This is a genomic window from Citrobacter gillenii (genome assembly GCF_013337685.1).
Taxonomy (GTDB): domain Bacteria; phylum Pseudomonadota; class Gammaproteobacteria; order Enterobacterales; family Enterobacteriaceae; genus Citrobacter; species Citrobacter gillenii.
Window position 1 is genome coordinate 297,095 of the sequence record NZ_SUQN01000008.1, and the last position, 22,121, is coordinate 319,215.

Genomic DNA, 22,121 nt, shown 5'->3' on the forward strand with positions numbered 1-22,121 from the left:
ACTTAAGAATCTATTTGCTCATCCTGACCTGACCGCTCGCTGAACTCAACCCTTTCATTCTCAGGGAGAAGTCCACGCCAGCCAAACTGCGATAGCGCCTGCATCCAGACGTCATCCAGACCCGCGCGAATCACCAACGGCTCGCCAGTGAACGGATGAGTAAGCGTAAGCTGGCTGGCATGCAACATTAAGCGCTGGCAACCGAAATGCTCCGCCGCACTGCGGTTTTGCCGCAAATCACCGTGCTTACTGTCGCCAATAATAGGATGGCGTAAATGGGACAGATGCCGCCGGAGCTGGTGTTTACGACCGGTTTTAGGCTCAAGCTCTACCAGTCCGTAGCGAGTCGTTGGATAACGCCCGGTGGCCACCGGCATTTCTACCGTTGCCAGTCCGCGATAGTGGGTGACCGCTGGTTGCGGATCTTTATCTTCACGGGAAAATTTGTCGGCAATTTTATCCAACTCTTCCACTAGCGGGTAATCCAGCACCGCGTCATCCATTAACCAGCCACGCACAATCGCATGATAACGCTTTTGAATTTGATGCTGTTCAAACTGCTGCGACAGCAAACGCCCGGCTTCGCTGGACAATCCCATCAGCAGCACGCCGGATGTCGGTCGGTCGAGGCGATGCACGGTAAAAACATGCTGACCAATCTGGTCACGCACCGTTTGCATCACGACCACTTTCTCATCGCGGTCGAGCCAGCTGCGGTGAACCAACCAACCAGAAGGTTTGTTAACAGCAACCAGCCATTCGTCCTGATAGAGGATCTCAAGCATCAGGATTTATCGCTGGTAAACAGTGCATCCAGCTCCTGTAATGCAACGAGAAGCACTTCACGCTGTGGATGGTCGGCGGCCAGCGCCATTTCGTAATACGGAGCGATGGCAAACGCCTCTGGAAGCGGCTGCGCGTTATCAAGCAGAGCATGCATGCGGGGAATCAATACCCATTGCAGCCATTCAACCGGCTCCATGGTATCCATACAAAAAGGCTGCGTGCTGGTAAATAAATGCGCCTCAGGCTCATCCATTCGCCAGTGATTATGCTCACGCAACAGCGCTTCAAGCGCGTGGAGTTGCTGGCGCACACGGTCATGAGTCGTCATGAAATTAACCTCATTGATGAAAAATCTGGCGCGAAGAATAGCATTTGTGGGCAGGAAATAAAAAAAGGGAGCACTGTAAAAACAGTGCTCCCGGTTCGTTTCGCAGCATTCCAGCTACTTTTAGTGCTCCCTGCTCATCCATGACAACTTTTCCTGTGGTCTTACGACCTGTTCATCCTGAACGTTTGCATCCTGCTCACATCACCCCGATGTGAAAACTTCATCCTGAAGTGTCCCTGGCCATCCTGACCCGCCGACCATCCTGCCCGGCTCTCATTCTCCTTCCTGGAGGTGTCCCTTAACGCATCCGGCGTTTTCCTCTTTGCTTCGTCCTGAAGCCTATCCTTGTAACACCATCCTGGTGTGTCCTGCAGAAGTGTCATCATCCTGATGTTCACTTCGTTGTGCGACTCCTTGTCGACGTAGATAGAATCGCCTGTTTCGCTTTGTCTTACAAGATACTTACAGACATTCCTTTAAGGTTTTTTTCATATGAAAGCAGAGAATAAAACATCAACTAACTGAATTACATACATTTACTATGAAGGCCCTGCATTAAGCTTTCACTTATTACCTGGCGATCTCCTACAGGGTTTGTAAGAGATCTCTCACACGCATGCGGGCAAAATGGATTACAGAACTGGCTTAAGTTGAGTCAGGAAATCCGCAAGAGAGGCCGCCAGCACCGTTCGTTTACGAGTCCCCAGCGTTTCTTTGCACACTTCCCCGGACAGGTTACACACCGAAATGACATCCAGTTCATTTTCCTGTGTCGCAATAAACAGCGTCGGCGAGAGCTTGAGCCGCTTTTGCGTGACCAAATGGCCAATCAGGTTTTCCTGAACGCGCCTGAAGTCATCTTCGCTCCAGGTTTGCAGCAGCGTGAGCTTTTCATCGGCAAACTGCGCGTGCATGTCCCCGGCAAATTGGGTGGTATAAAAAGCGTGAACGGCGGGTTGTACCACAATATCAAAGGCGCGTTCAACCGCGTTTACATTCGTTTCGCCCACAAACGGCTGAGGTTGCCAGTACACGGCATCGCTGGTCGTGGAAATAATGCATGGGGAAGGTACGCCATATAATTCTTCGCTGAGAGGCCAGCTGTTATTTTTCTCATGCCATGCATCGCAATACCGTGTCGTAAAGGCCGTTAACGCCTGCGCAGTCAATTCGTCCACTGATTTCTCTCTTCACAAAAGCCAGGATACACTTGACGCATAGTGTATCTGGTTTATGACGGTGAAACATGTCTTCTTATGAAAACCATCAGGCGCTTGACGGCCTGACCCTCGGTAAATCAACAGATTACCGGGACAATTACGATGCCAGTTTGTTGCAGGGCGTTCCGCGTAGCCTGAACCGCGACCCGCTGGATTTAAAGGCCGATAATCTTCCTTTTCATGGCGCCGATATCTGGACGCTGTATGAACTGTCATGGCTAAATGCCAATGGCTTACCGCAGGTTGCCGTCGGGCATGTCGAATTAGACTACACCAGCGTGAATCTGATTGAATCAAAAAGCTTTAAGCTGTATCTGAACAGTTTTAACCAGACCCGCTTTGATTCATGGGATGCCGTTCGCCAAACGCTGGAACACGATTTGCGCGCCTGCGCCGAAGGCGATGTTCACGTGGCGCTGTACCGTATCGACGAGCTGGAAGGGCAGCCGATTGCTCATTTCAATGGCACCTGCATCGATGACCAGGATATTGTCATCGATAACTACCAGTTCACCACAGATTATCTGGAGAACGCCACAAGCGGCGAGAAAGCAGTGGAAGAAACGCTAGTCAGCCATCTGCTGAAATCTAACTGTTTGATCACCCACCAGCCCGACTGGGGTTCTATACAAATTCAGTATCGTGGACGAAAAATCGACAGGGAGCAGCTGCTGCGTTATCTGGTGTCCTTCCGCCATCATAATGAATTCCATGAACAGTGCGTGGAGCGCATTTTCAATGACATTCTGCGCTTCTGCCAGCCGGAAAAGCTGAGCGTCTACGCCCGCTACACGCGACGCGGCGGTCTGGACATTAATCCATGGCGAACCAACACCGATTTTGTCCCTGCTATTGGCAGACTAGTGCGTCAGTAACTTTATTTCTCAATTTTGCGTGCCGGATTCCGCGCGCAAGGTTGTGAAAGGTCATAAGCCAGAGCTATTGTAATCAACAGGGAATGACGTGTTGCGTCCCATAAGGAGTTTACTTGATTACACATATTAGCCCGCTTGGCTCAATGGACATGTTGTCGCAGCTGGAAGTCGATATGCTTAAACGCACGGCCAGCAGCGACCTGTATCAACTGTTTCGTAACTGTTCGCTTGCCGTCCTGAACTCCGGCAGTTTGACCGACAACAGCAAAGAGCTGCTGTCTCGTTTTGAAAGTTTCGACATTAACGTACTGCGCCGTGAACGTGGCGTTAAGCTGGAACTGATTAACCCGCCTGAAGACGCGTTTGTTGATGGACGCATTATTCGTGCGCTGCAGGCCAACCTGTTTGCCGTCCTGCGCGACATTCTTTTCGTTAACGGCCAGATCCATAACGCTGGTCGTTTTCAACGTCTGGATCTCGAAAGCTCGGTTCACATTACCAACCTCGTCTTCTCCATCTTGCGTAACGCCCGGGCACTGCACGTCGATGAAGCACCGAACATGGTTGTCTGCTGGGGCGGTCACTCCATCAACGAAAATGAGTACCTGTATGCTCGTCGCGTCGGTACCCAGTTGGGCCTGCGTGAGCTGAACATCTGTACCGGCTGCGGTCCTGGTGCGATGGAAGCCCCCATGAAAGGCGCGGCGGTGGGCCACGCCCAGCAGCGTTACAAAGACAGCCGTTTTATCGGCATGACTGAACCGTCAATCATTGCCGCCGAACCGCCTAACCCGCTGGTCAATGAACTGATCATCATGCCGGACATTGAAAAACGTCTGGAAGCATTTGTCCGTATTGCCCACGGCATTATCATTTTCCCTGGCGGCGTAGGAACGGCGGAAGAGCTGCTGTACCTGTTAGGGATCTTGATGAACCCGGCGAACAAAGATCAGGTTCTGCCGCTGATCTTGACGGGGCCAAAAGAGAGTGCGGACTACTTCCGCGTGCTGGATGAATTTATCGTACACACGCTGGGTGAAGACGCGCGTCGCCACTACCGCATTATCATTGACGATGCTTCAGAAGTGGCTCGCCTGATGAAAAAAGCGATGCCGCTGGTGAAAGAGAATCGCCGCGACACCGGTGATGCCTACAGCTTTAACTGGTCGATTCGCATTTCACCTGATTTGCAGATGCCGTTTGAACCGTCTCATGAAAACATGGCGAACCTGAAGCTGTACCCCGATCAACCAGTTGAAGTACTGGCTGCAGACCTGCGTCGCGCGTTCTCCGGCATCGTCGCGGGTAACGTCAAGGAAGTCGGTATTCACGCTATTGAAGAGTTTGGACCGTACAAGATCCACGGTGACCGAGAGATGATGCGCCGTATGGATGACCTGCTGCAGGGCTTTGTCGCACAGCACCGCATGAAGTTGCCGGGTTCGGCCTACATTCCTTGCTACGAAATCTGCGCCTGATGTTTAACGCCCGGTAGCTGCGGCTACCACGATGACAGATTTGTCCATATCCAAGCCGGTTTTGGCCTCGCAGCCAGCCGGCTTTTTTAGTTATACCAGTCACATAGCTCAACTCCTAACATAAACATCAATAATGTTTCGTCAGAAAACCCTCAACAAGCAAACGTTTACCTTTCAAATTCGACCGTGACTTATCGTCATAAATTATCATTAGTTGCAAGAATCCACTGAAAATGACAGTTTTTACAGCGCAACACTCGTATCTTCTCGCGTTCTCTTTCACGTCATATGTCGTTAATGCTAGCCTTCGCGCCCGTAAATCCGCTTTGGTTATTTTTTAATAGATTAATGGTCCAAATTTATCCACATAAAAAGTGGATTATTGCATTTGGGATCCCGATCACTGATACATTCATAACTTAAATGTATCTTTCCGCCCGAAAATTATTACGGCGAAAAATTATATAAAAAATCGCTAATCGGAATTCGTTTTACAGTCGGGTCTTTTTTCAGTGGATTGAACCCAAACCTGACTTTTTAAGCTTCCTCCAGGAGAAATAGATGGAAAACACGCAAACCAGCACTATCGTTACGGGCCAGACCCGCAGCGCATGGCGCAAGACTGACACCATGTGGATGCTGGGCCTTTACGGTACGGCAATTGGCGCGGGTGTCTTGTTCCTGCCAATTAACGCCGGTGTTGGCGGTCTGATCCCGCTGATCATCATGGCTATTCTTGCCTTCCCAATGACCTACTTTGCACACCGTGGTCTGACCCGTTTCGTGTTATCCGGTAAAAATCCGGGTGAAGACATCACCGAAGTGGTAGAAGAACACTTTGGTGTTGGCGCAGGTAAACTGATTACGCTGCTCTATTTCTTCGCTATCTACCCAATTCTGTTGGTTTATAGCGTAGCGATTACCAATACCGTCGAGAGCTTCCTGACCCACCAGCTGGCAATTACGCCTCCGCCGCGAGCCATCCTGTCGCTGATCCTGATTATCGGTATGATGACCATCGTGCGCTTCGGTGAGCAGATGATCGTGAAGGCGATGAGCATCCTGGTATTCCCGTTCGTTGCAGCGCTGATGCTGCTGGCGCTGTACCTGATCCCTCAGTGGAGCGGTGCGGTTCTGGAAACCCTGTCCTTTGACTCCGCAGCAACCACTGGCAATGGCCTGTTGTTGACCCTGTGGCTGGCAATTCCGGTAATGGTATTCTCCTTCAACCACTCACCGATCATCTCCTCCTTCGCCGTTGCGAAGCGTGAAGAGTACGGTGATGAAGCAGAGAAGAAATGCTCCAAGATTCTGGCATTCGCTCACATCATGATGGTGCTGACCGTTATGTTCTTCGTCTTCAGCTGCGTGTTTAGCCTGACCCCGGCGGATCTGGCTGCGGCAAAAGAGCAGAACATCTCCATCCTGTCTTACCTGGCGAACCACTTTAACGCACCGATCATTGCCTGGATGGCACCGATTATCGCGATGATCGCTATCACCAAATCCTTCCTCGGCCACTACCTGGGCGCACGTGAAGGCTTCAACGGTATGGTGATTAAGCACCTGCGTGGTAAAGGCAAATCCATCGAAGTCAACAAGCTGAACAAACTCACTGCACTGTTCATGCTGGTTACCACCTGGATCGTGGCAACGCTGAACCCGAGCATCCTCGGTATGATTGAAACCCTGGGTGGCCCAATCATCGCGATGATTCTGTTCCTGATGCCGATGTATGCGATTCAGAAAGTCCCGGCCATGCGTAAGTACAGCGGCCATATCAGCAACGTCTTCGTTGTGATTATGGGTCTGATTGCCATCTCCGCTATTTTCTACTCGCTGTTTAGTTAATCCCCTGCGCCGCCTACGGGCGGCGCATCTCGTTATACAATGGACGCCTCATGATTAGCGTATTCGATATCTTCAAAATCGGCATTGGCCCTTCCAGCTCACACACTGTGGGTCCAATGAAAGCAGGCAAACAATTCACGGATGACCTGATTGCTCGCGGAATACTCACTGACGTAACCCGCGTCGTGGTTGATGTTTACGGCTCTCTGTCTCTGACGGGGAAAGGCCATCACACTGACATCGCGATTATTATGGGCCTGGCGGGTAATCTGCCTGACACCGTAGACATCGATGCCATTCCGTCCTTTATCCAGGATGTGAATACTCACGGACGTTTGCTGCTGGCAGACGGTCAGCATGAAGTGGAGTTCCCGGTCGATAAGTGCATGAATTTCCATGCGGACAATCTGTCCCTGCACGAAAACGGCATGCGCATTACCGCCCTGGCCGGCGAAAAAGTCCTCTACAGCCAGACTTACTATTCCATTGGCGGTGGTTTCATCGTTGATGAAGAACATTTCGGCCTGCCGAACAGCTCGCCGGTAAACGTGCCCTATCCGTACAAATCCGCCGCCGATCTGCAACGACATTGCCAGGAAACCGGCCTGTCGCTTTCTGGTCTGATGATGCAAAACGAACTGGCCCTGCACAGCAAAGAAGAGCTGGAACAGCACTTTGCTAACGTCTGGGAAGTGATGCGTAGCGGGATTGAACGCGGTATCACCACCGAAGGCGTCTTGCCGGGTAAACTGCGCGTGCCACGTCGTGCCGCAGCGCTGCGTCGCATGCTGGTCAGCAGTGACAAAACCACCACCGACCCAATGGCGGTCGTGGACTGGATTAACATGTTCGCGCTGGCGGTGAACGAAGAGAATGCGGCCGGTGGGCGTGTGGTTACCGCCCCGACCAACGGTGCGTGTGGGATCGTTCCTGCGGTACTGGCTTACTACGACAAGTTTATCCGCGAAGTGAACGCTAACTCGCTGGCACGCTACATGCTGGTCGCGAGTGCGATTGGTTCCCTGTACAAGATGAACGCCTCTATCTCGGGTGCCGAAGTGGGTTGCCAGGGTGAAGTTGGTGTGGCCTGCTCAATGGCGGCAGCGGGTCTGGCGGAACTGCTGGGCGGTAGCCCTACGCAGGTGTGCATCGCGGCAGAAATCGGTATGGAACACAACCTGGGGCTGACATGCGATCCGGTTGCGGGCCAGGTTCAGGTCCCATGTATCGAGCGTAACGCTATTGCCTCAGTCAAAGCGGTTAACGCCGCACGTATGGCGCTGCGCCGTACCAGCGAGCCGCGCGTGTGCCTCGATAAAGTGATCGAGACCATGTACGAGACCGGAAAAGACATGAATGCCAAGTACCGCGAAACCTCTCGTGGCGGCCTGGCGATGAAAGTTGTCACCTGCGATTAAGTCCCAACCCATTGCCGGATGGCGCAAGCTTATCCGGCCTACAGTGCCGTAGTCATTTGTAGGCCGGATAAGGCGTCAGCCGCCATCCGGCAAAATGTTGTTTCAGATCTTCGCCTCCACTCGCCGTGAATGTTACCCTACAGGCTGATTCGTAAGGGAGAACACCGTGGCCGTCCATCTGCTCATTGTCGATGCACTGAACCTCATCCGCCGTATTCACGCTGTTCAGGGATCGCCCTGCGTGGAGACCTGCCAGCACGCGCTCGATTTATTGCTCGTGCACAGCCAGCCTACGCACGCCGTGGCGGTGTTTGATGACGAAGCGCGTAACAGCGGCTGGCGTCACCAACGGCTGCCCGACTACAAAGCTGGCCGCCCACCGATGCCCGACGAACTCCATCAAGAAATGCCCGCCTTACGCGCAGCCTTTGAACAGCGCGGCGTCTGCTGCTGGGTTTCCAGCGGTAATGAGGCCGACGATCTAGCCGCAACGCTGGCGGTGAAAGTCACCCAGGCCGGGCATCAGGCCACCATCGTCTCAACCGATAAAGGTTACTGCCAGTTGCTCTCTCCTGCCCTGCGAATTCGCGACTATTTCCAGAAGCGCTGGTTGGATGCGCCGTTCATCGAAAAAGAGTTTGGCGTACAGCCTCAGCAACTGCCGGATTACTGGGGGCTAGCAGGAATAAGCAGTTCAAAAGTACCTGGTGTCGCCGGTATTGGCCCAAAAAGTGCGACCCAACTGCTCGTGCAGTTTCAGCATCTGGAAGGGATTTACGCCCGGCTTGATGACGTGCCGGAAAAGTGGCGCAAGAAGCTCGAGGCGCACAAAGAAATGGCATTTCTATGCCGCGATATTGCCCGGTTGCAAACGGACTTACATATCGACGGGAACCTACAGCAGTTACGTCTGGTGCGGTAGTTTTGTTGCCGGATGGCGCTGCGCTTATCCGGCCTACATTTCGTGCAATCCTGTAGGCCAGATAAGGCGTTCACACCGTCATCCAGCACAATTACCAGGCGGTGTGGTACAGCTCAACGATATCGCCGAGGCTCGCTTCACGCGGATTACCACCGGTGCATACGTCATCGAATGCTGCCTGCGCCAGCGCCGGGATATCCTCTTTACGCACGCCAACATCACGTAAGTGCAGCGGAATGCCCACATCACGGTTAAGCTCAAACACCGCATCCACGGCGGCTTTACGCGCCTCGTCCAACGTCAATGCTTCCACCTTCACGCCCATTGCCCGGGCGATATCGCGGAATTTGTCCCCGCTATAGTCGGCGTTGTACTGCATCACATGCGGGAGCAGAATGGCGTTGGCGACGCCGTGCGGCGTGTTATAAAACGCACCCAGCGGGTGTGCCATACCATGAACCAGCCCCAGGCCAACGTTGGAAAAGCCCATTCCTGCAACATACTGGCCCAGCGCCATGGCTTCACCGGCCTTGCTGTCACCGGCAACGGATCCACGCAGCGCCCCGGCAATGATCTCAATGGCTTTGATGTGCAGCGCATCCGTCAACGCCCAGGCCGCACGGGTGATGTAACCTTCAATGGCATGGGTCAGCGCATCAACGCCGGTAGCCGCCTTTAACGCCGCGGGCATACCGTCCATCATATCGGCATCGATAAATGCCACCTGCGGAATATCATGCGGATCGACGCAGACAAACTTGCGCCGGTTTTCCTCATCGGTGATCACGTAGTTAATGGTCACTTCTGCCGCCGTCCCTGCCGTCGTCGGGATAGCCATCACCGGTACGCTTGGCTTACGCGTGGGCGATAAGCCTTCAAGGCTGCGCACATCGGCAAACTCAGGGTTATTGTAGATAATACCAATCGCTTTACAGGTATCCTGCGGGGAGCCACCGCCAATGGCAATCAGATAGTCTGCGCCACTTTGCTCAAAGACACCCAGCCCTTCCTGTACCACTGCAATGGTGGGATTGGGGATAACGCCGGAGTAAATCTCCCACGCCAGCCCCGCCGCATCCATCCGCGATGTTACCTTCTCGACCACACCGCACTGTACCAGGTTGGCATCGGTCACAATCAGCGCCTTACGATATCCCCGACGAATAACTTCATCGGTTAACGCCCCAACAGCTCCCCGGCCAAACCATGCCGTTTCATTCAGAATCATTCTGTTCGCCATCGTATTTCTCCTTTTCGCTTTGCGAAATTACTCTTCAATTCGTAATCCGTAGGATTTGAATTTCTCCAGCACGATGGCAATCTCTTCATCATCCAGCACCGGAACAGGATCGACGATCGCTAATGTGCTCAGATAAAGGCGGGCCAGAACTTCCACTTCATGCGCCAGCCACAGTGCTTTTTCCAGGTTCGCCTCGCAGGCAATCAGCCCATGATGCTGCAACAGCGTTGCTTTGCGGTCTTTCAGCGCCACGATCACGTGCTCTGACAATTCACGTGTACCAAACGTCGCATACGGCGCACACGGAATGGAATTTCCACCGGCAGCAGCAATCATGTAATGGATAGCCGGGATAGGACGGTTGAGAATCGATACCGCGGTGCAATGGATCGCATGATTATGGACAACCGCATTAGCCTCTGGCCGCGTCTGATAGGCTGCAAGGTGAAAACGCCATTCGCTGGACGGTAATTGTCCTTTATCATAATTACCGTCGTTGTCTACATACACGATCATATTTTCCGTGAGTCTTTCGTAAGGAATTCCGCTGGGCGTGATCAGCATTCCATTTTCATAACGTGCACTCACATTTCCCGCCGTTCCCTGATTCAGCCCCAGGCTGGTCATTTCAAGGCAGGTTTCAATGATTTCTCGCGACAAACGCATTCTTTCCATCATAATTCTCCGGGTACAGTTTCCCCTCGTCTTGATTGCGAAAAATACAGCCGCAGAGTAAGACGGGTCAGGTTTCAGATATGAGCAGCCACTGAATTTTTATTCAGGTTCAGTTAGCTGATTTATTATTAAAAAAGTATTATTTTTGTCTTACACGCTTAATGAGCTTCATCGGTACTTTTACCGTTTCTTTAATCGGCTGGTCTTCAATCGCACTCATCATCATGTCGAAGGCTTTTTCCGCCCAGACGTTTTCATCCTGCTGCATTGACCAGACATTATTGGCGAGGAATCCCAGCATCGGATGTTCATCGAATGTGCCGATATTAATATCAGGTGGAATAACGCCAAAACGATTGCGAATAGCGACGATGGCGCCTTCCAGCACAGGTAATGACGAGGCGATAAATGCCTGAGGACATCCCTGTTCAGCGATCAGTTTTTCCATTAGCCGGTAGCCACCATCTGGCGTGTTATCCGGACCTTCACGCACCCAATCATGATGGGAAATACCATTGTTAGTCAATGCGTTAAGATACCCCTGCAAACGGTCGCCAATACTGGGCAGCCCGGTATCGCCCACCAAAAACCAGATTGGCGATTTTCCCGCATCGAACAAACTTTGCGTCAGCTTTTCGCCCCCTAAACTATTATGACTTTCTACCAGCGCGTTATCGGTGTACTTAAAATCACGGTCAAGTAACACCATCGGTTTTCTAACCTGGCGTAAATGATGCTGCTGGTTTTCGAGCGTTGACGGGACAATAAAAAGTCCGTCAACATTACGTGCAATTAACGCTTTGGTTAATTTATTCTCGTAATCAACATCATCATAAGTACAGCTAATCGTTAACTGATATCCAGAACGACGACAGCGTTGCTCAAGTTTTTCAGCGAGCGTAGCAAAAAAGACGTTGGAAATATTGGGCACAATCAGCCCCAGCGTATCCGTTTTATTCAGTTTAAGGCTGCGCGCTGAATGGTTGATGACATAACCATAACGCTCAACATATTCATTAATGCGCGTTTGGGTTTTAACGCTGATACGATATTGCTCAGCTTTCCCATTCAACACCAGTCGCACGGTTGTCACCGATAAATTCAGATCGCTGGCTATCTGTTCTACTGTTTTAGCCATTATATGCCCCAGTTCACATCCAAAACGTCAATTCACAATCATAAAAGTATTTTAAACATTTGTCTTACAGCATCAGTTGGTTAAGCACCTGCTGCTGCCCCCACATAGTCAGATGCACCTGATATTTGCGGGCATAAAAGTCCTGACGCTTAGGGTTTGTCTTGATAACCTCACCGGGCGTCACCATCGCCTGACAAGCCGCCGGGAAATTTGCCCACGCCCCGCAGGCAACCGCACCGGTAATCGCCGCACCCAGCGTCACCGCATCTTCTTCCTGCATTAAATGGATATCGCATCCGGTCGCATCCGCATACTCACGTAGCCACAGCGGATTGTGCGTTGCTCCTCCGCACAGCGTCAGTCGTGTAATGGTGTGCCCATTTTCGCGCATCACTTCCATAATATGCCGCGTACCGCAGGCAATCGCCTGTAATGTTGCCAGATACAAGCGGGCAACCTGCCGCTCGCCACGTTCAAGGGTCAAGCCACATACGCTGCCGCGAGCATCCGGTCGCGCACGCGGTGAGCGGTTGCCATGATGATCGGCCAACACATGTAAGTTGCGCCCTGGTTCCGCTTCATTTTCCTCCAGTGCAGCCACCCATTCATTGACCAATACTATCGGATGGCAACCCCGCGCTTCGGCCTTACGATACAGGTCCGCACTGACGCCTGACTCCTGAAGCGTCCAGTCGACTAACGCCCCGGCGGCACTTTGCCCGCCTTCGGTCAGCCAGTAGCCGGGTAGCATCGCGGACCAGTATGGTCCCCATACGCCCGGTGTATGAATTTCCTCTTCGCTGCACAGCATATGGCAGTTTGACGTGCCGCTGATCAACGCCAGCGTTCCCACAGGCTGAGCACCGGCCAGCGCCACACCGCCTGCATGCGCATCAATCATCCCGCTGGCAACCACAACATGTGTGGTCAGTCCCAACGCCTGCGCCGCTTCAGGGCTGAGCGTACCAACGGCGGCCCCCGGCGGTAAAATACGCGACGGGATTTTGCTGAGTAAATCTGTTAATTCAACGGCATCGAGCAACGAATGACTAAAACGTTGTTCGTGCGCCAGATAGTTCCATTTACAGGTCAGGGTGCACAGACCCGCTACATCGCTGTCGGTCGCTTTCCAGACCAGGAAGTCCGCCAGATCGTAGAATCGATGCGCGCGCTCCCACGTCGCAGGAAAATGATTCTTCAGCCACAGCACTTTAGGCAATTCCATTTCGACGCTGACTTCGCCGCCAACATAGCGCAGGGCGGGATCCTGCGTGGCGTTAATGCGTTTGGTCTCGTCTGCCGCGCGATGATCCATCCACATGATGATGTTATGGTCTGGCGATTCACCGGGTGAAACCGCCAACCCTTGTCCTTGTTCATCGAGAGCAACCAGAGAGCAGGTGGCATCGAATCCCAGTGAACGAATTTCCTCGACGGGAACCCCCGCTGACGACACCGCATCTTTCACCGCATGACACACCTGCTGCCAGATTTCAGCGGATGATTGTTCTACCCGCTGCGGACCGGGTCGAAACTGCGAGATAGGTAATGTCGCAAAGGCCAGTCGCGTACCATTGGCATCAAAGACACCGGCCCTGACGCTGGCGGAACCGACATCCACCCCGAGGAAATATCCACTGCTCATAGTAACTCCCTGACACTGGCTAAAAATGGGGCGAACGTGTCGCCCCAACGGTCTTATTTTTTACCGAATGGATGTAATAATTTGTCGATTTCCGGTGTATCAATGTTCTTCGCATTCACGAATTTAACCGGGATATCAATCTCTTTTGGAACAGCCTGACCCGACACGGCGGCATTCAGCGTTTTGATCCCCTGATAGCCAATCTGGTAAGCATCCTGCACCACAAAGCCCTGGATAACGCCGGATTTCAGGAAGGCAATAATCGCTTCGGTGCTGTCAAAGCCAATCACCTTCACTTTGCCCTTCAGGTTTTGACTATCAATGGCGTTCGCTACACCCAGCGTTGAACCTTCGTTAGTGCCATAGATCCCGGCAATATCCGGGTTGGCCTGAATCATATCGATGGTTTTATCCATCGCTTTTTGCGGATCCCCGTCGCTGTACTGAACTGGCAGCACCTTGATATCCGGATATTTTTCCTTCATGCGGGCAATAAACCCTTCTGAACGCTCGATTGCAGAAGAGGTACCGGCCACGTGCGCAATAATACCGACCTTCCCTTTGCTGCCCACTTCAGCGGCGAGCGCATCGGCGGCTTCTGCGCCGGCTTTACGGTTATTGGTTGCCACAAAGCTGACCGGAATGTCGGAATTCACGCCAGAGTCAAAGGTCACAACCTTAATCCCCCGTGAATTGGCCGTTTCCACCAGCGGTGCGAGGGCATTGGCATCTAACGCCGCCAGCAGCAGTCCGTTAGGCTTTTGCGCCATTGCGTTTTCAACCAACTGAATCTGCTCAGCAATTTGTGTTTCATCCGCCGGCCCTACATAGCTGGTTTTATCACCCAACTCTTTCGCTGCCGCTTCGGTCCCCATTTTTACGGTTTGCCAGAATTCATGCTGGAAACCTTTACTGACCACAGGGAGGTTCATATCTTTAGCCAACGCGCTGGAAGTCATGCAGGCCAGCAGGGATAACGCATAGACAAAATGCCTGGTTTTCATTGTTGTACTCCGTTCTGAGTGAGTCACCCTAAACGTCAGGGTTATGATGCCCCGCAACTTCCGGGAGCGTAAATCAACGAATTTTTTTGCGTAATGTGTCGAGATAAACCGCCGCGATAACCACCACACCCATTGCCACCATCTGCCAGAACTGGGAGACGCCCATCAGGTTGAGGCCATTTTTCAACACGCTCATAATGAATGCGCCGATAATCGTGCCGCCGATGGTGCCAATCCCGCCCATCAGGCTCGTACCACCAATCACCACCGCGGCAATCGCTTCCAGCTCATAACCCACACCAACCGTTGGCTGACCTGAGTTCAGACGCGAAGCAAGAATGACCCCGGCAATCCCGGTTAGCAGACCGCAGAAGGCGTAGACGAAGATTTTGACGCGCTGGACTTTAATTCCGGACAGGTGTGCTGCAACTTCATTGCTGCCCACAGCATAAACATAGCGACCAATCACCGTTTTCTTCAGGATGTACGCAGCGATTAGCGCCACCACCACCAGGTAAAAGACCGGATAAGGCAGCACGTCGAACAGGCGGCCCTGTGCCAGCATTTTGAAGCCTGGGTAGTCAGCAAAGTAAATCGCGCGGCCGTCGGTCATCACCATGTTGATACCCCTGACGGACATCATCAGGCCCAGCGTGGCAATAAAGGGCGGGATGGTCATTTTGGTGACCAACAGCCCGTTGATATAACCGCACAGCCCACCGGCTAACACGCCTGCCAGGATGCAAATCGGCAGAGGCAAACCCAGCGTGGCGCAGATACCGACCGCAACGCCTGAAAACGCCACCACGGAACCGAGAGAAAGGTCGATCCCGGAGGTGATAATGACGAAGGTAACGCCAATCGCCATGATGCCAATGACCGAGGTTTGCAGAGCAATGGTCATAATATTTTCAGTATTAAAGAAAAATGGCGATCCAAAACTGAAAAATATCACCAGAATAATCAAACTGAAAAGCGGCGCGAGGCGCATTAAAAGTTCTTTGTTAATTTTAATTTTTTTATTATTGCTGTCTGAAGAGGTTACAGAGATAGTCATAAATTAATCCTCTAACGTCGCGTATTGCATGATTTTTTCTTGTGTGGCGTCATCAGAAGCTAACTCACCGGTAATACGACCACTACGCATCACTAAAATGCGATCGCACATACCCAGCACTTCCGGTAATTCAGAAGAAATCATGATGATTGATTTCCCTTTTGCCACCAGTCGATTCATCAATTCATAAATTTCAAGTTTGGCCCCCACGTCAATGCCACGCGTAGGCTCATCAAAGATGAGAATATCGGTGTCTTTACACACCCATCTGGCAATAATGATTTTCTGCTGATTACCACCACTTAAATTTAATGCGGCCTGCTCAAGGTGTGGCGTTTTAATTCGCAGGGCTTTCACCTGCTCCTGGCTGGTTTGCTGACAGCGCTTGCTATCAACATTGCCGTAGCGATCGGAATACTCCGGGTAATTCCCCAGCATAATATTGCGCTCAACCGACAGCCCTAATGCCAGTCCTTCTTTTTTTCTGTCCTCTGTTAAATAGCTGATCCCCTGTTTGATTGCGTCAGGGATATCTTTAACCACGGTGACCTTACCGTTTAGCGTAATGGTACCGCTATCGATGGGATCTGCGCCGAAAATGGCACGCGCCAGTTCGGTACGCCCTGCGCCCATCAGACCGGCAAAACCTAAAATCTCCCCCTGATGCAGGGTGAAATCGATGTTGTTCAGTACCCCTTTGCGCGTCAGGCCGCTCACTTCCAGCACCGGTTTGTGCTGAGACAAGGGTTCACGACGCGGATAGATATTCCCGAGGTCACGCCCAACCATCATGGCAATTAAGTCGCTGATTTTTACAGCATCATAATCGACGGTGGCAATAAACTGACCGTCTCGCATCACGGTCGCGCGGTCGGCAATTAACGCCAGCTCTTCCAGACGGTGCGAGATATAGACAATGCCGGTACCCTGCTCTTTCAGCAAACGGGTAACCTGAAATAAACTGTCGATCTCCGTTTCCGTCAGCGCCGCCGTCGGTTCATCCATAATCAGAATTTTGGCATTCACCGATATAGCTTTGGCAATCTCAACCATTTGTTGTTGAGCGACGGTAAGATCGGCAACCAGCGTATCTGGCGCAATATTCAGGTTCAATTTTTGCAAAATATCGATAGCTGCCTGGCGCTGTTGTTTCTCGTCAAGACGCCAGCGGTTATTTTTGCAAAATTCCCTGCCAATAAAGATATTGTCTTCAACCGTTAACTCTGGGAATAAATTAAATTCCTGGTGAATAATCGTGATCCCGGCTTTTTGTGCACTTAACGGATTCGCGAATGAAACAGCTTGATCTTCAAAAATAATATTGCCTTCATCCGGTTGATAAACGCCGGATAAAATTTTCATCAAGGTGGATTTTCCCGCGCCATTTTCGCCAAGCAGCGCATGAACTTCCCCTTTACGTAACGCAAAATCCACATTACTCAACGCTAATACGCCGGGAAAACGTTTCGTAATATGACTCATCTGTAAAAATGTTTCGGACATTGCTGCTTTCCTCAATATACAGAAACTACAGTCGGTAAATCAGGCGAAAACAGCGTTGCCATGGAGCCATCGTCACCGTTAATGCGAATACTTCTTAAAAGCGTAGATACGTTTTTTGATTATTGCTAACTCGAGTTAGCGATTGCCTTTTAAAGCTATTTTAGCTGCAAAAAATAACCAAATCATTTGGTTTAAAACTGTGACACTGGACAGACAATTTATTGTATCTCATTAATTAAAAAGAAAATTAACTTAAATACGTACATTTATTTATTTGACGCAGATCGAATTTTAACCACTTCTCGTGAGGCCTCTCACAGTTCCGCAACAAAAAAGTTGTGCAAAAAACTCGCTGATACCTAAGCTAACTCGAGTTAGCAAAAATAAAAAATTCAGCCAACTGCGACAGTGGTGTCCTCCATCCGCTTTTGCAGCACGGCATAAAGTGAGATGAGGAACCTCGAATGAACAAAATGAGTTTACCGAAAATCGGTATTCGTCCGGTGATTGATGGGCGTCGTATGGGTGTACGCGAGTCGCTCGAAGAACAAACCATGAATATGGCGAAAGCCACTGCTGCGCTTATCAGCGAGAAACTTCGTCACGCCTGCGGCGCGCAGATTGAGTGCGTGATTGCAGACACCTGCATTGCCGGGATGGCTGAATCCGCCGCCTGCGAAGAAAAATTCAGTAGCCAAAATGTCGGCGTGACGATCACCGTGACACCATGCTGGTGCTACGGCAGCGAAACCATCGACATGGACCCAATGCGTCCAAAAGCCATCTGGGGCTTCAACGGCACGGAACGTCCTGGCGCTGTTTATCTGGCTGCAGCGCTGGCAGCGCATAACCAAAAAGGTCTGCCTGCTTTCTCGATTTACGGTCATGACGTGCAGGATGCGGGTGACACCACCATCCCCGCCGATGTTGAAGAAAAACTGCTGCGCTTTAGCCGTGCAGGCCTGGCCGTTGCCAGTATGAAAGGCAAAAGCTATCTGTCCGTGGGCGGCGTTTCAATGGGGATCGCAGGATCCATTGTCGATCATAACTTCTTTGAATCCTGGCTGGGCATGAAGGTTCAGCCGGTTGATATGACCGAGCTGCGTCGTCGTATTGACCAAAAAATCTATGACGAAACCGAGCTGGAGATTGCACTGGCGTGGGCGGACAAAAACTTCCGCTATGGCGAAGATCAGAATGCCCAACAGTACAAACGCAACGAAGAGCAAAGCCGCGCGGTCCTGAAAGAAAGCCTGCTGATGGCAATGTGCATCCGTGACATGATGCAAGGTAACAAGATACTGGCTGAAAAAGGCCTGGTCGAAGAGTCGCTGGGCTTCAACGCCATTGCCGCGGGCTTCCAGGGTCAGCGTCACTGGACCGATCAATACCCGAACGGCGACACCGCCGAAGCCCTGCTGAACAGCTCATTTGACTGGAACGGCGTACGCGAACCGTATGTGGTTGCCACCGAAAACGACAGTCTGAACGGTGTAGCAATGCTGTTTGGCCGCCAGCTTACCGGTACCGCGCAAGTCTTTGCCGATGTACGCACCTACTGGTCACCGGAAGCCGTGCAACGCGTCACCGGCCAGCCGCTGACTGGCCTTGCTGAGCACGGTATTATCCACCTGATCAACTCCGGATCTGCGGCGTTGGACGGCTCCTGCAAACAGCGTGACAGCGATGGCAAACCGACCATGAAACCGCACTGGGAAATCTCCCAGCAAGAGGTGGATGATTGCCTGGCGGCAACCGAATGGTGCCCGGCTATTCATGAATACTTCCGCGGCGGCGGCTACTCCTCTCGCTTCCTGACTGAAGGCGGTGTGCCGTTCACCATGACCCGTATCAATATCATCAAAGGTCTGGGACCGGTGCTGCAGATAGCCGAAGGCTGGAGCGTGGAACTGCCGAAAGACATGCACGACCAGCTCGATGCCCGCACCAACTCCACCTGGCCAACGACCTGGTTTGCTCCGCGCTTAACCGGTAAAGGTCCATTCAGCGACGTTTACTCGGTGATGGCGAACTGGGGTGCGAACCACGGTGTGCTGACTATTGGTCACGTTGGTGCAGACTTTATTACCCTTGCCGCCATGCTGCGTATTCCAGTGTGTATGCACAACGTGGAAGAAGAGAAAATCTATCGCCCTTCAGCCTGGGCTGCACACGGTATGGACAGTGAAGGCCAGGATTATCGCGCCTGCCAGAACTATGGCCCGCTGTATAAACGTTAATGCGACTCTGCCCGGTGGCGCAAGCTTACCGGGCCTACAACTGTAAAATTTGTAGGCCGGATAAGCGCAGCGCCATCCGGCAACATTTGGAGTGGCTATGAAACAAGACGTTATACTGGTCCTCGACTGTGGCGCGACCAACGTGCGGGCCATTGCCGTTGACCGTCAGGGAAAAATTGTTGCCCGCGCCTCCACACCGAACGCCAGTGATATCGCCTCAGAAAACAGCACCTGGCATCAGTGGTCCCTGGATGCCATTCTGCAACGCTTTGCCGACTGCTGCCACCGCCTGTCATCTGAACTGTCAACCCGCCAAATCCGCGGGATTACCGTCACCACGTTTGGCGTAGACGGCGCGCTGGTTGATGAAAATGGCGAACTGCTTTATCCGGTAATCAGCTGGAAATGCCCACGCACCGCCGCCGTGATGGCCAATATCAGCCGCCTGATGACACCACAGCAGTTGCAGGATATCTCCGGCGTCGGCGCCTTCAGCTTTAACACCCTGTATAAACTGGTGTGGCTCAAAGAAAACCACCCGCAATTACTGGAACGGGCGCACGCCTGGCTATTTATCTCCTCGCTTCTTAACCATCGCTTAACCGGTGAATTCACGACGGATATCACCATGGCAGGCACCAGCCAGCTGCTGGATATCCATCAGCGAGAGTTCAGCCCCGACATTTTGCAGGCAGCCGGCATTCCACGCCGACTGTTTCCCCGCCTCGTTGAAGCAGGCGAGCATATTGGGACGTTGCAAAGCACCACGGCAACATTGCTCGGGCTGCCGACGGGCATTCCGGTCATTTCCGCCGGGCATGATACACAGTTCGCTCTCTTTGGCGCGGGCGCACAGCCGGACGAACCGGTGCTCTCCTCCGGCACATGGGAAATTTTGATGGTGCGCAGCGCGCAGGTGAATACCCCACTGCTGAGCCAGTATTCCGGCTCCACCTGCGAACTGGACAGCCACACCGGGCTGTACAATCCCGGTATGCAATGGTTGGCTTCCGGCGTTCTCGAATGGGTACGCAAGCTGCTGTGGACTGCCGATACGCCGTGGCAAACGCTTATCGATGAAGCCAACGCCATTCCGGCTGGGGCTGATGGGGTAAAAATGCAGTGCGATCTGCTCACCGGCGCAAACGCGGGTTGGCAAGGCGTCACGCTCAACAGCACGCGGGGACATTTATACCGTGCGGCACTGGAGGGACTCACCCACCGGCTGCAGCAAAATCTACAGACACTGGAGACCATCGGTCACTTCCAGGCGACAGAGCTGCTGCTGGTTGGTGGGGGAAGTCGTAACGCGCTGTGGAATCAGATTAAAGCCAACGTTCTGGGTATCCCGATCAAAGTGCTGGATGACGCCGAAACCACCGTCGCCGGGGCGGCGATGTTTGCCTGGTCAGGCATTGGGGAATTTACCTCACCGGAGCAGGCTCGCGCCCAGGTGCATTACCAGTACCGTTATTTCTATCCGCAAACTGAACCCGAACTCACAGGAGTCGAGTGACATGCTAAAAACGATTTCCCCTTTAATTTCCCCCGACCTGCTGAAAGTGTTGGCTGAAATGGGTCACGGCGATGAAATTATCTTTTCCGATGCTCATTTTCCCGCGCACAGCATGGGGCCACAGGTGATCCGCGCCGACGGCCTGCAGGTCGACGCCCTGCTACAGGCGATTATTCCGTTGTTTGAACTGGACAGTTACGCTCCGCCGCTGGTGATGATGGCGCCCGTTGAAGGGGATTCACTCGACCCAAGTGTCGAAGCACGGTATCGCGATGCGCTCTCCTTGCCAGCGGGCGGTCCGGGTATCACGCGCATTGATCGCTATGCATTCTACGAGCGGGCGCAAAACGCGTTTGCTGTCGTTATCACCGGCGAGCGGGCAAAGTACGGAAATATTCTTTTGAAAAAAGGCGTAACACCGTAATCTCTGATCGGAGTGCCCGTCAGAGGCGGGCATTCATCCAACGATGAGGATCGGACCATGAAAGCGGCGCGCCAGCAGGCGATAGTAGACTTGCTCATTCACCATCAAAACCTGACCACTGAAGTTTTGGCTTTGCAGCTGAACGTCAGTAAAGAGACTATCCGCCGCGATCTCAGCGAACTACAAACCCAGGGCAAAATCCTGCGCAGCCACGGATGCGCCAGGATCATTCAGCGGGAAAATCAAAACAGCGGCGACCCGTTTCACATTCGACGTAACAGCCATCATGCGCATAAAGCCGATGCCGCACGGGAAGCGCTGACATGGATAGAAGAAGGCATGGTGATAGCCCTGGACGCCAGCTCGACCTGCTGGTATCTGGCCCGACAGTTGCCGGATATCAACATCCAGGTATTTACCAACAGTCAGCCCATTTGCCAGGAACTGGCCAAACGTAAACATATTCAGCTCATCTGCTCAGGCGGTAGGCTGGAGCGTAAGGACGGTTGCTACGTGAACCCGTCGCTCATTTCTCAGTTGAAATCCCTCGACATCGACCTGTTTATTTTTTCCTGTGCCGGGATCGATAGCAGCGGCACGCTTTGGGATTCCAACAGCCGCAACGCGGAGTTCAAATCTATTCTGCTCAAGCGTGCATCACAGTCATTGCTGCTTTTCGATAAAAGTAAGTTAGATCGTTCTGGCGAGGCCCGGATCGGGCATCTGGAAGAGGTCACGCATATTATTTCGGGTGAACAGCAGACAGACGGTGCGGTAATCCAGGCCGGATAAACGTATGCG

19 protein-coding genes are annotated in these 22,121 nt (G+C 52.4%); 9 read left to right on the forward strand and 10 right to left on the reverse strand.

The genetic code is table 11. The features are described 5' to 3' along the window. Positions 1-2 precede the first annotated feature (2 nt). From truC to syd, 3 genes are all read right to left on the reverse strand, one after another. Positions 3-785 (reverse strand): tRNA pseudouridine(65) synthase TruC, encoded by a 783-nt coding sequence (truC, locus tag FCH32_RS20045; protein WP_096755894.1) that lies wholly within the window; start codon positions 783-785, stop codon positions 3-5. Next, positions 785-1,114: a YqcC family protein gene (locus tag FCH32_RS20050; protein ID WP_174361412.1), complete on the reverse strand. Its 330-nt coding sequence runs from the start codon at positions 1,112-1,114 to the stop codon at positions 785-787. The genes truC and FCH32_RS20050 overlap by 1 nt, the downstream gene beginning before the upstream one ends. 632 nt (positions 1,115-1,746) lie before the next feature. Then, positions 1,747-2,292 carry a SecY-interacting protein gene (gene syd, locus FCH32_RS20055; protein ID WP_115257591.1) on the reverse strand — a complete coding sequence of 182 codons (546 nt, stop codon included), beginning with the start codon at positions 2,290-2,292 and terminating at the stop codon, positions 1,747-1,749. A gap of 68 nt (positions 2,293-2,360) precedes the next feature. On the opposite strand from syd, the gene queF reads away from it, so the two are divergent. The 5 genes from queF to xni all read left to right on the forward strand — a co-directional run bounded on the left by queF (position 2,361) and on the right by xni (position 8,878). Further along, positions 2,361-3,209, forward strand: coding sequence for an NADPH-dependent 7-cyano-7-deazaguanine reductase QueF (gene queF / locus FCH32_RS20060; protein ID WP_117343133.1), 849 nt, complete (start codon positions 2,361-2,363; stop codon positions 3,207-3,209). Between the two features lie 113 nt (positions 3,210-3,322). Then, positions 3,323-4,687: a nucleotide 5'-monophosphate nucleosidase PpnN gene (gene ppnN, locus FCH32_RS20065; protein ID WP_096755891.1), complete on the forward strand. Its 1,365-nt coding sequence runs from the start codon at positions 3,323-3,325 to the stop codon at positions 4,685-4,687. A 561-nt stretch (positions 4,688-5,248) separates the two neighbouring features. Continuing rightward, on the forward strand, positions 5,249-6,538 hold the full coding sequence (locus FCH32_RS20070; RefSeq protein ID WP_096755890.1) for an HAAAP family serine/threonine permease: 1,290 nt from the start codon (positions 5,249-5,251) through the stop codon (positions 6,536-6,538). A 50-nt stretch (positions 6,539-6,588) separates the two neighbouring features. Then, entirely contained in the window at positions 6,589-7,956 is a 1,368-nt protein-coding gene (locus FCH32_RS20075) for an L-serine ammonia-lyase (RefSeq protein WP_096755889.1), read from the forward strand. A 166-nt stretch (positions 7,957-8,122) separates the two neighbouring features. After that, positions 8,123-8,878, forward strand: coding sequence for a flap endonuclease Xni (xni, locus tag FCH32_RS20080; protein ID WP_096755888.1), 756 nt, complete (start codon positions 8,123-8,125; stop codon positions 8,876-8,878). 91 nt (positions 8,879-8,969) lie between these two features. Here xni and fucO read toward each other — a convergent pair whose 3' ends face one another. From fucO to FCH32_RS20115, 7 genes are all read right to left on the reverse strand, one after another. After that, positions 8,970-10,118 carry a lactaldehyde reductase gene (fucO, locus tag FCH32_RS20085; RefSeq protein ID WP_137363171.1) on the reverse strand — a complete coding sequence of 383 codons (1,149 nt, stop codon included), beginning with the start codon at positions 10,116-10,118 and terminating at the stop codon, positions 8,970-8,972. Between the two features lie 27 nt (positions 10,119-10,145). After that, complete coding sequence (fucA, locus tag FCH32_RS20090) at positions 10,146-10,793, reverse strand: L-fuculose-phosphate aldolase (protein WP_096755886.1); 648 nt, start codon at positions 10,791-10,793, stop codon at positions 10,146-10,148. 139 nt (positions 10,794-10,932) lie between these two features. Then, positions 10,933-11,931 carry a LacI family DNA-binding transcriptional regulator gene (locus FCH32_RS20095; RefSeq protein ID WP_115257588.1) on the reverse strand — a complete coding sequence of 333 codons (999 nt, stop codon included), beginning with the start codon at positions 11,929-11,931 and terminating at the stop codon, positions 10,933-10,935. A 64-nt stretch (positions 11,932-11,995) separates the two neighbouring features. Then, a complete protein-coding gene (locus tag FCH32_RS20100; protein ID WP_146717871.1) occupies positions 11,996-13,576 on the reverse strand; it encodes an FGGY-family carbohydrate kinase in 1,581 nt (526 codons plus the stop codon). Positions 13,577-13,629: 53 nt separating this feature from the next. Further along, on the reverse strand, positions 13,630-14,580 hold the full coding sequence (locus tag FCH32_RS20105) for an ABC transporter substrate-binding protein (protein ID WP_115257587.1): 951 nt from the start codon (positions 14,578-14,580) through the stop codon (positions 13,630-13,632). Positions 14,581-14,653: 73 nt separating this feature from the next. Further along, positions 14,654-15,637 (reverse strand): ABC transporter permease, encoded by a 984-nt coding sequence (locus FCH32_RS20110; RefSeq protein ID WP_096755882.1) that lies wholly within the window; start codon positions 15,635-15,637, stop codon positions 14,654-14,656. Between the two features lie 3 nt (positions 15,638-15,640). After that, the gene (locus FCH32_RS20115; protein ID WP_115257586.1) at positions 15,641-17,140 is read right to left on the reverse strand and encodes a sugar ABC transporter ATP-binding protein; all 1,500 of its coding nucleotides are present in this window, start codon (positions 17,138-17,140) and stop codon (positions 15,641-15,643) included. A 464-nt stretch (positions 17,141-17,604) separates the two neighbouring features. Between FCH32_RS20115 and fucI the strand changes: the two genes are divergently transcribed. The 4 genes from fucI (at position 17,605) to fucR (ending at position 22,112) form a co-directional block, all read left to right on the forward strand. Beyond that, on the forward strand, positions 17,605-19,380 hold the full coding sequence (fucI, locus tag FCH32_RS20120) for an L-fucose isomerase (RefSeq protein ID WP_115257585.1): 1,776 nt from the start codon (positions 17,605-17,607) through the stop codon (positions 19,378-19,380). A 97-nt stretch (positions 19,381-19,477) separates the two neighbouring features. Then, entirely contained in the window at positions 19,478-20,896 is a 1,419-nt protein-coding gene (gene fucK / locus FCH32_RS20125; RefSeq protein WP_174361413.1) for an L-fuculokinase, read from the forward strand. Between the two features lies 1 nt (position 20,897). Next, complete coding sequence (gene fucU, locus FCH32_RS20130) at positions 20,898-21,320, forward strand: L-fucose mutarotase (RefSeq protein WP_096755878.1); 423 nt, start codon at positions 20,898-20,900, stop codon at positions 21,318-21,320. A 57-nt stretch (positions 21,321-21,377) separates the two neighbouring features. After that, entirely contained in the window at positions 21,378-22,112 is a 735-nt protein-coding gene (fucR, locus tag FCH32_RS20135; RefSeq protein ID WP_174361414.1) for an L-fucose operon activator, read from the forward strand. Positions 22,113-22,121 lie beyond the last annotated feature (9 nt).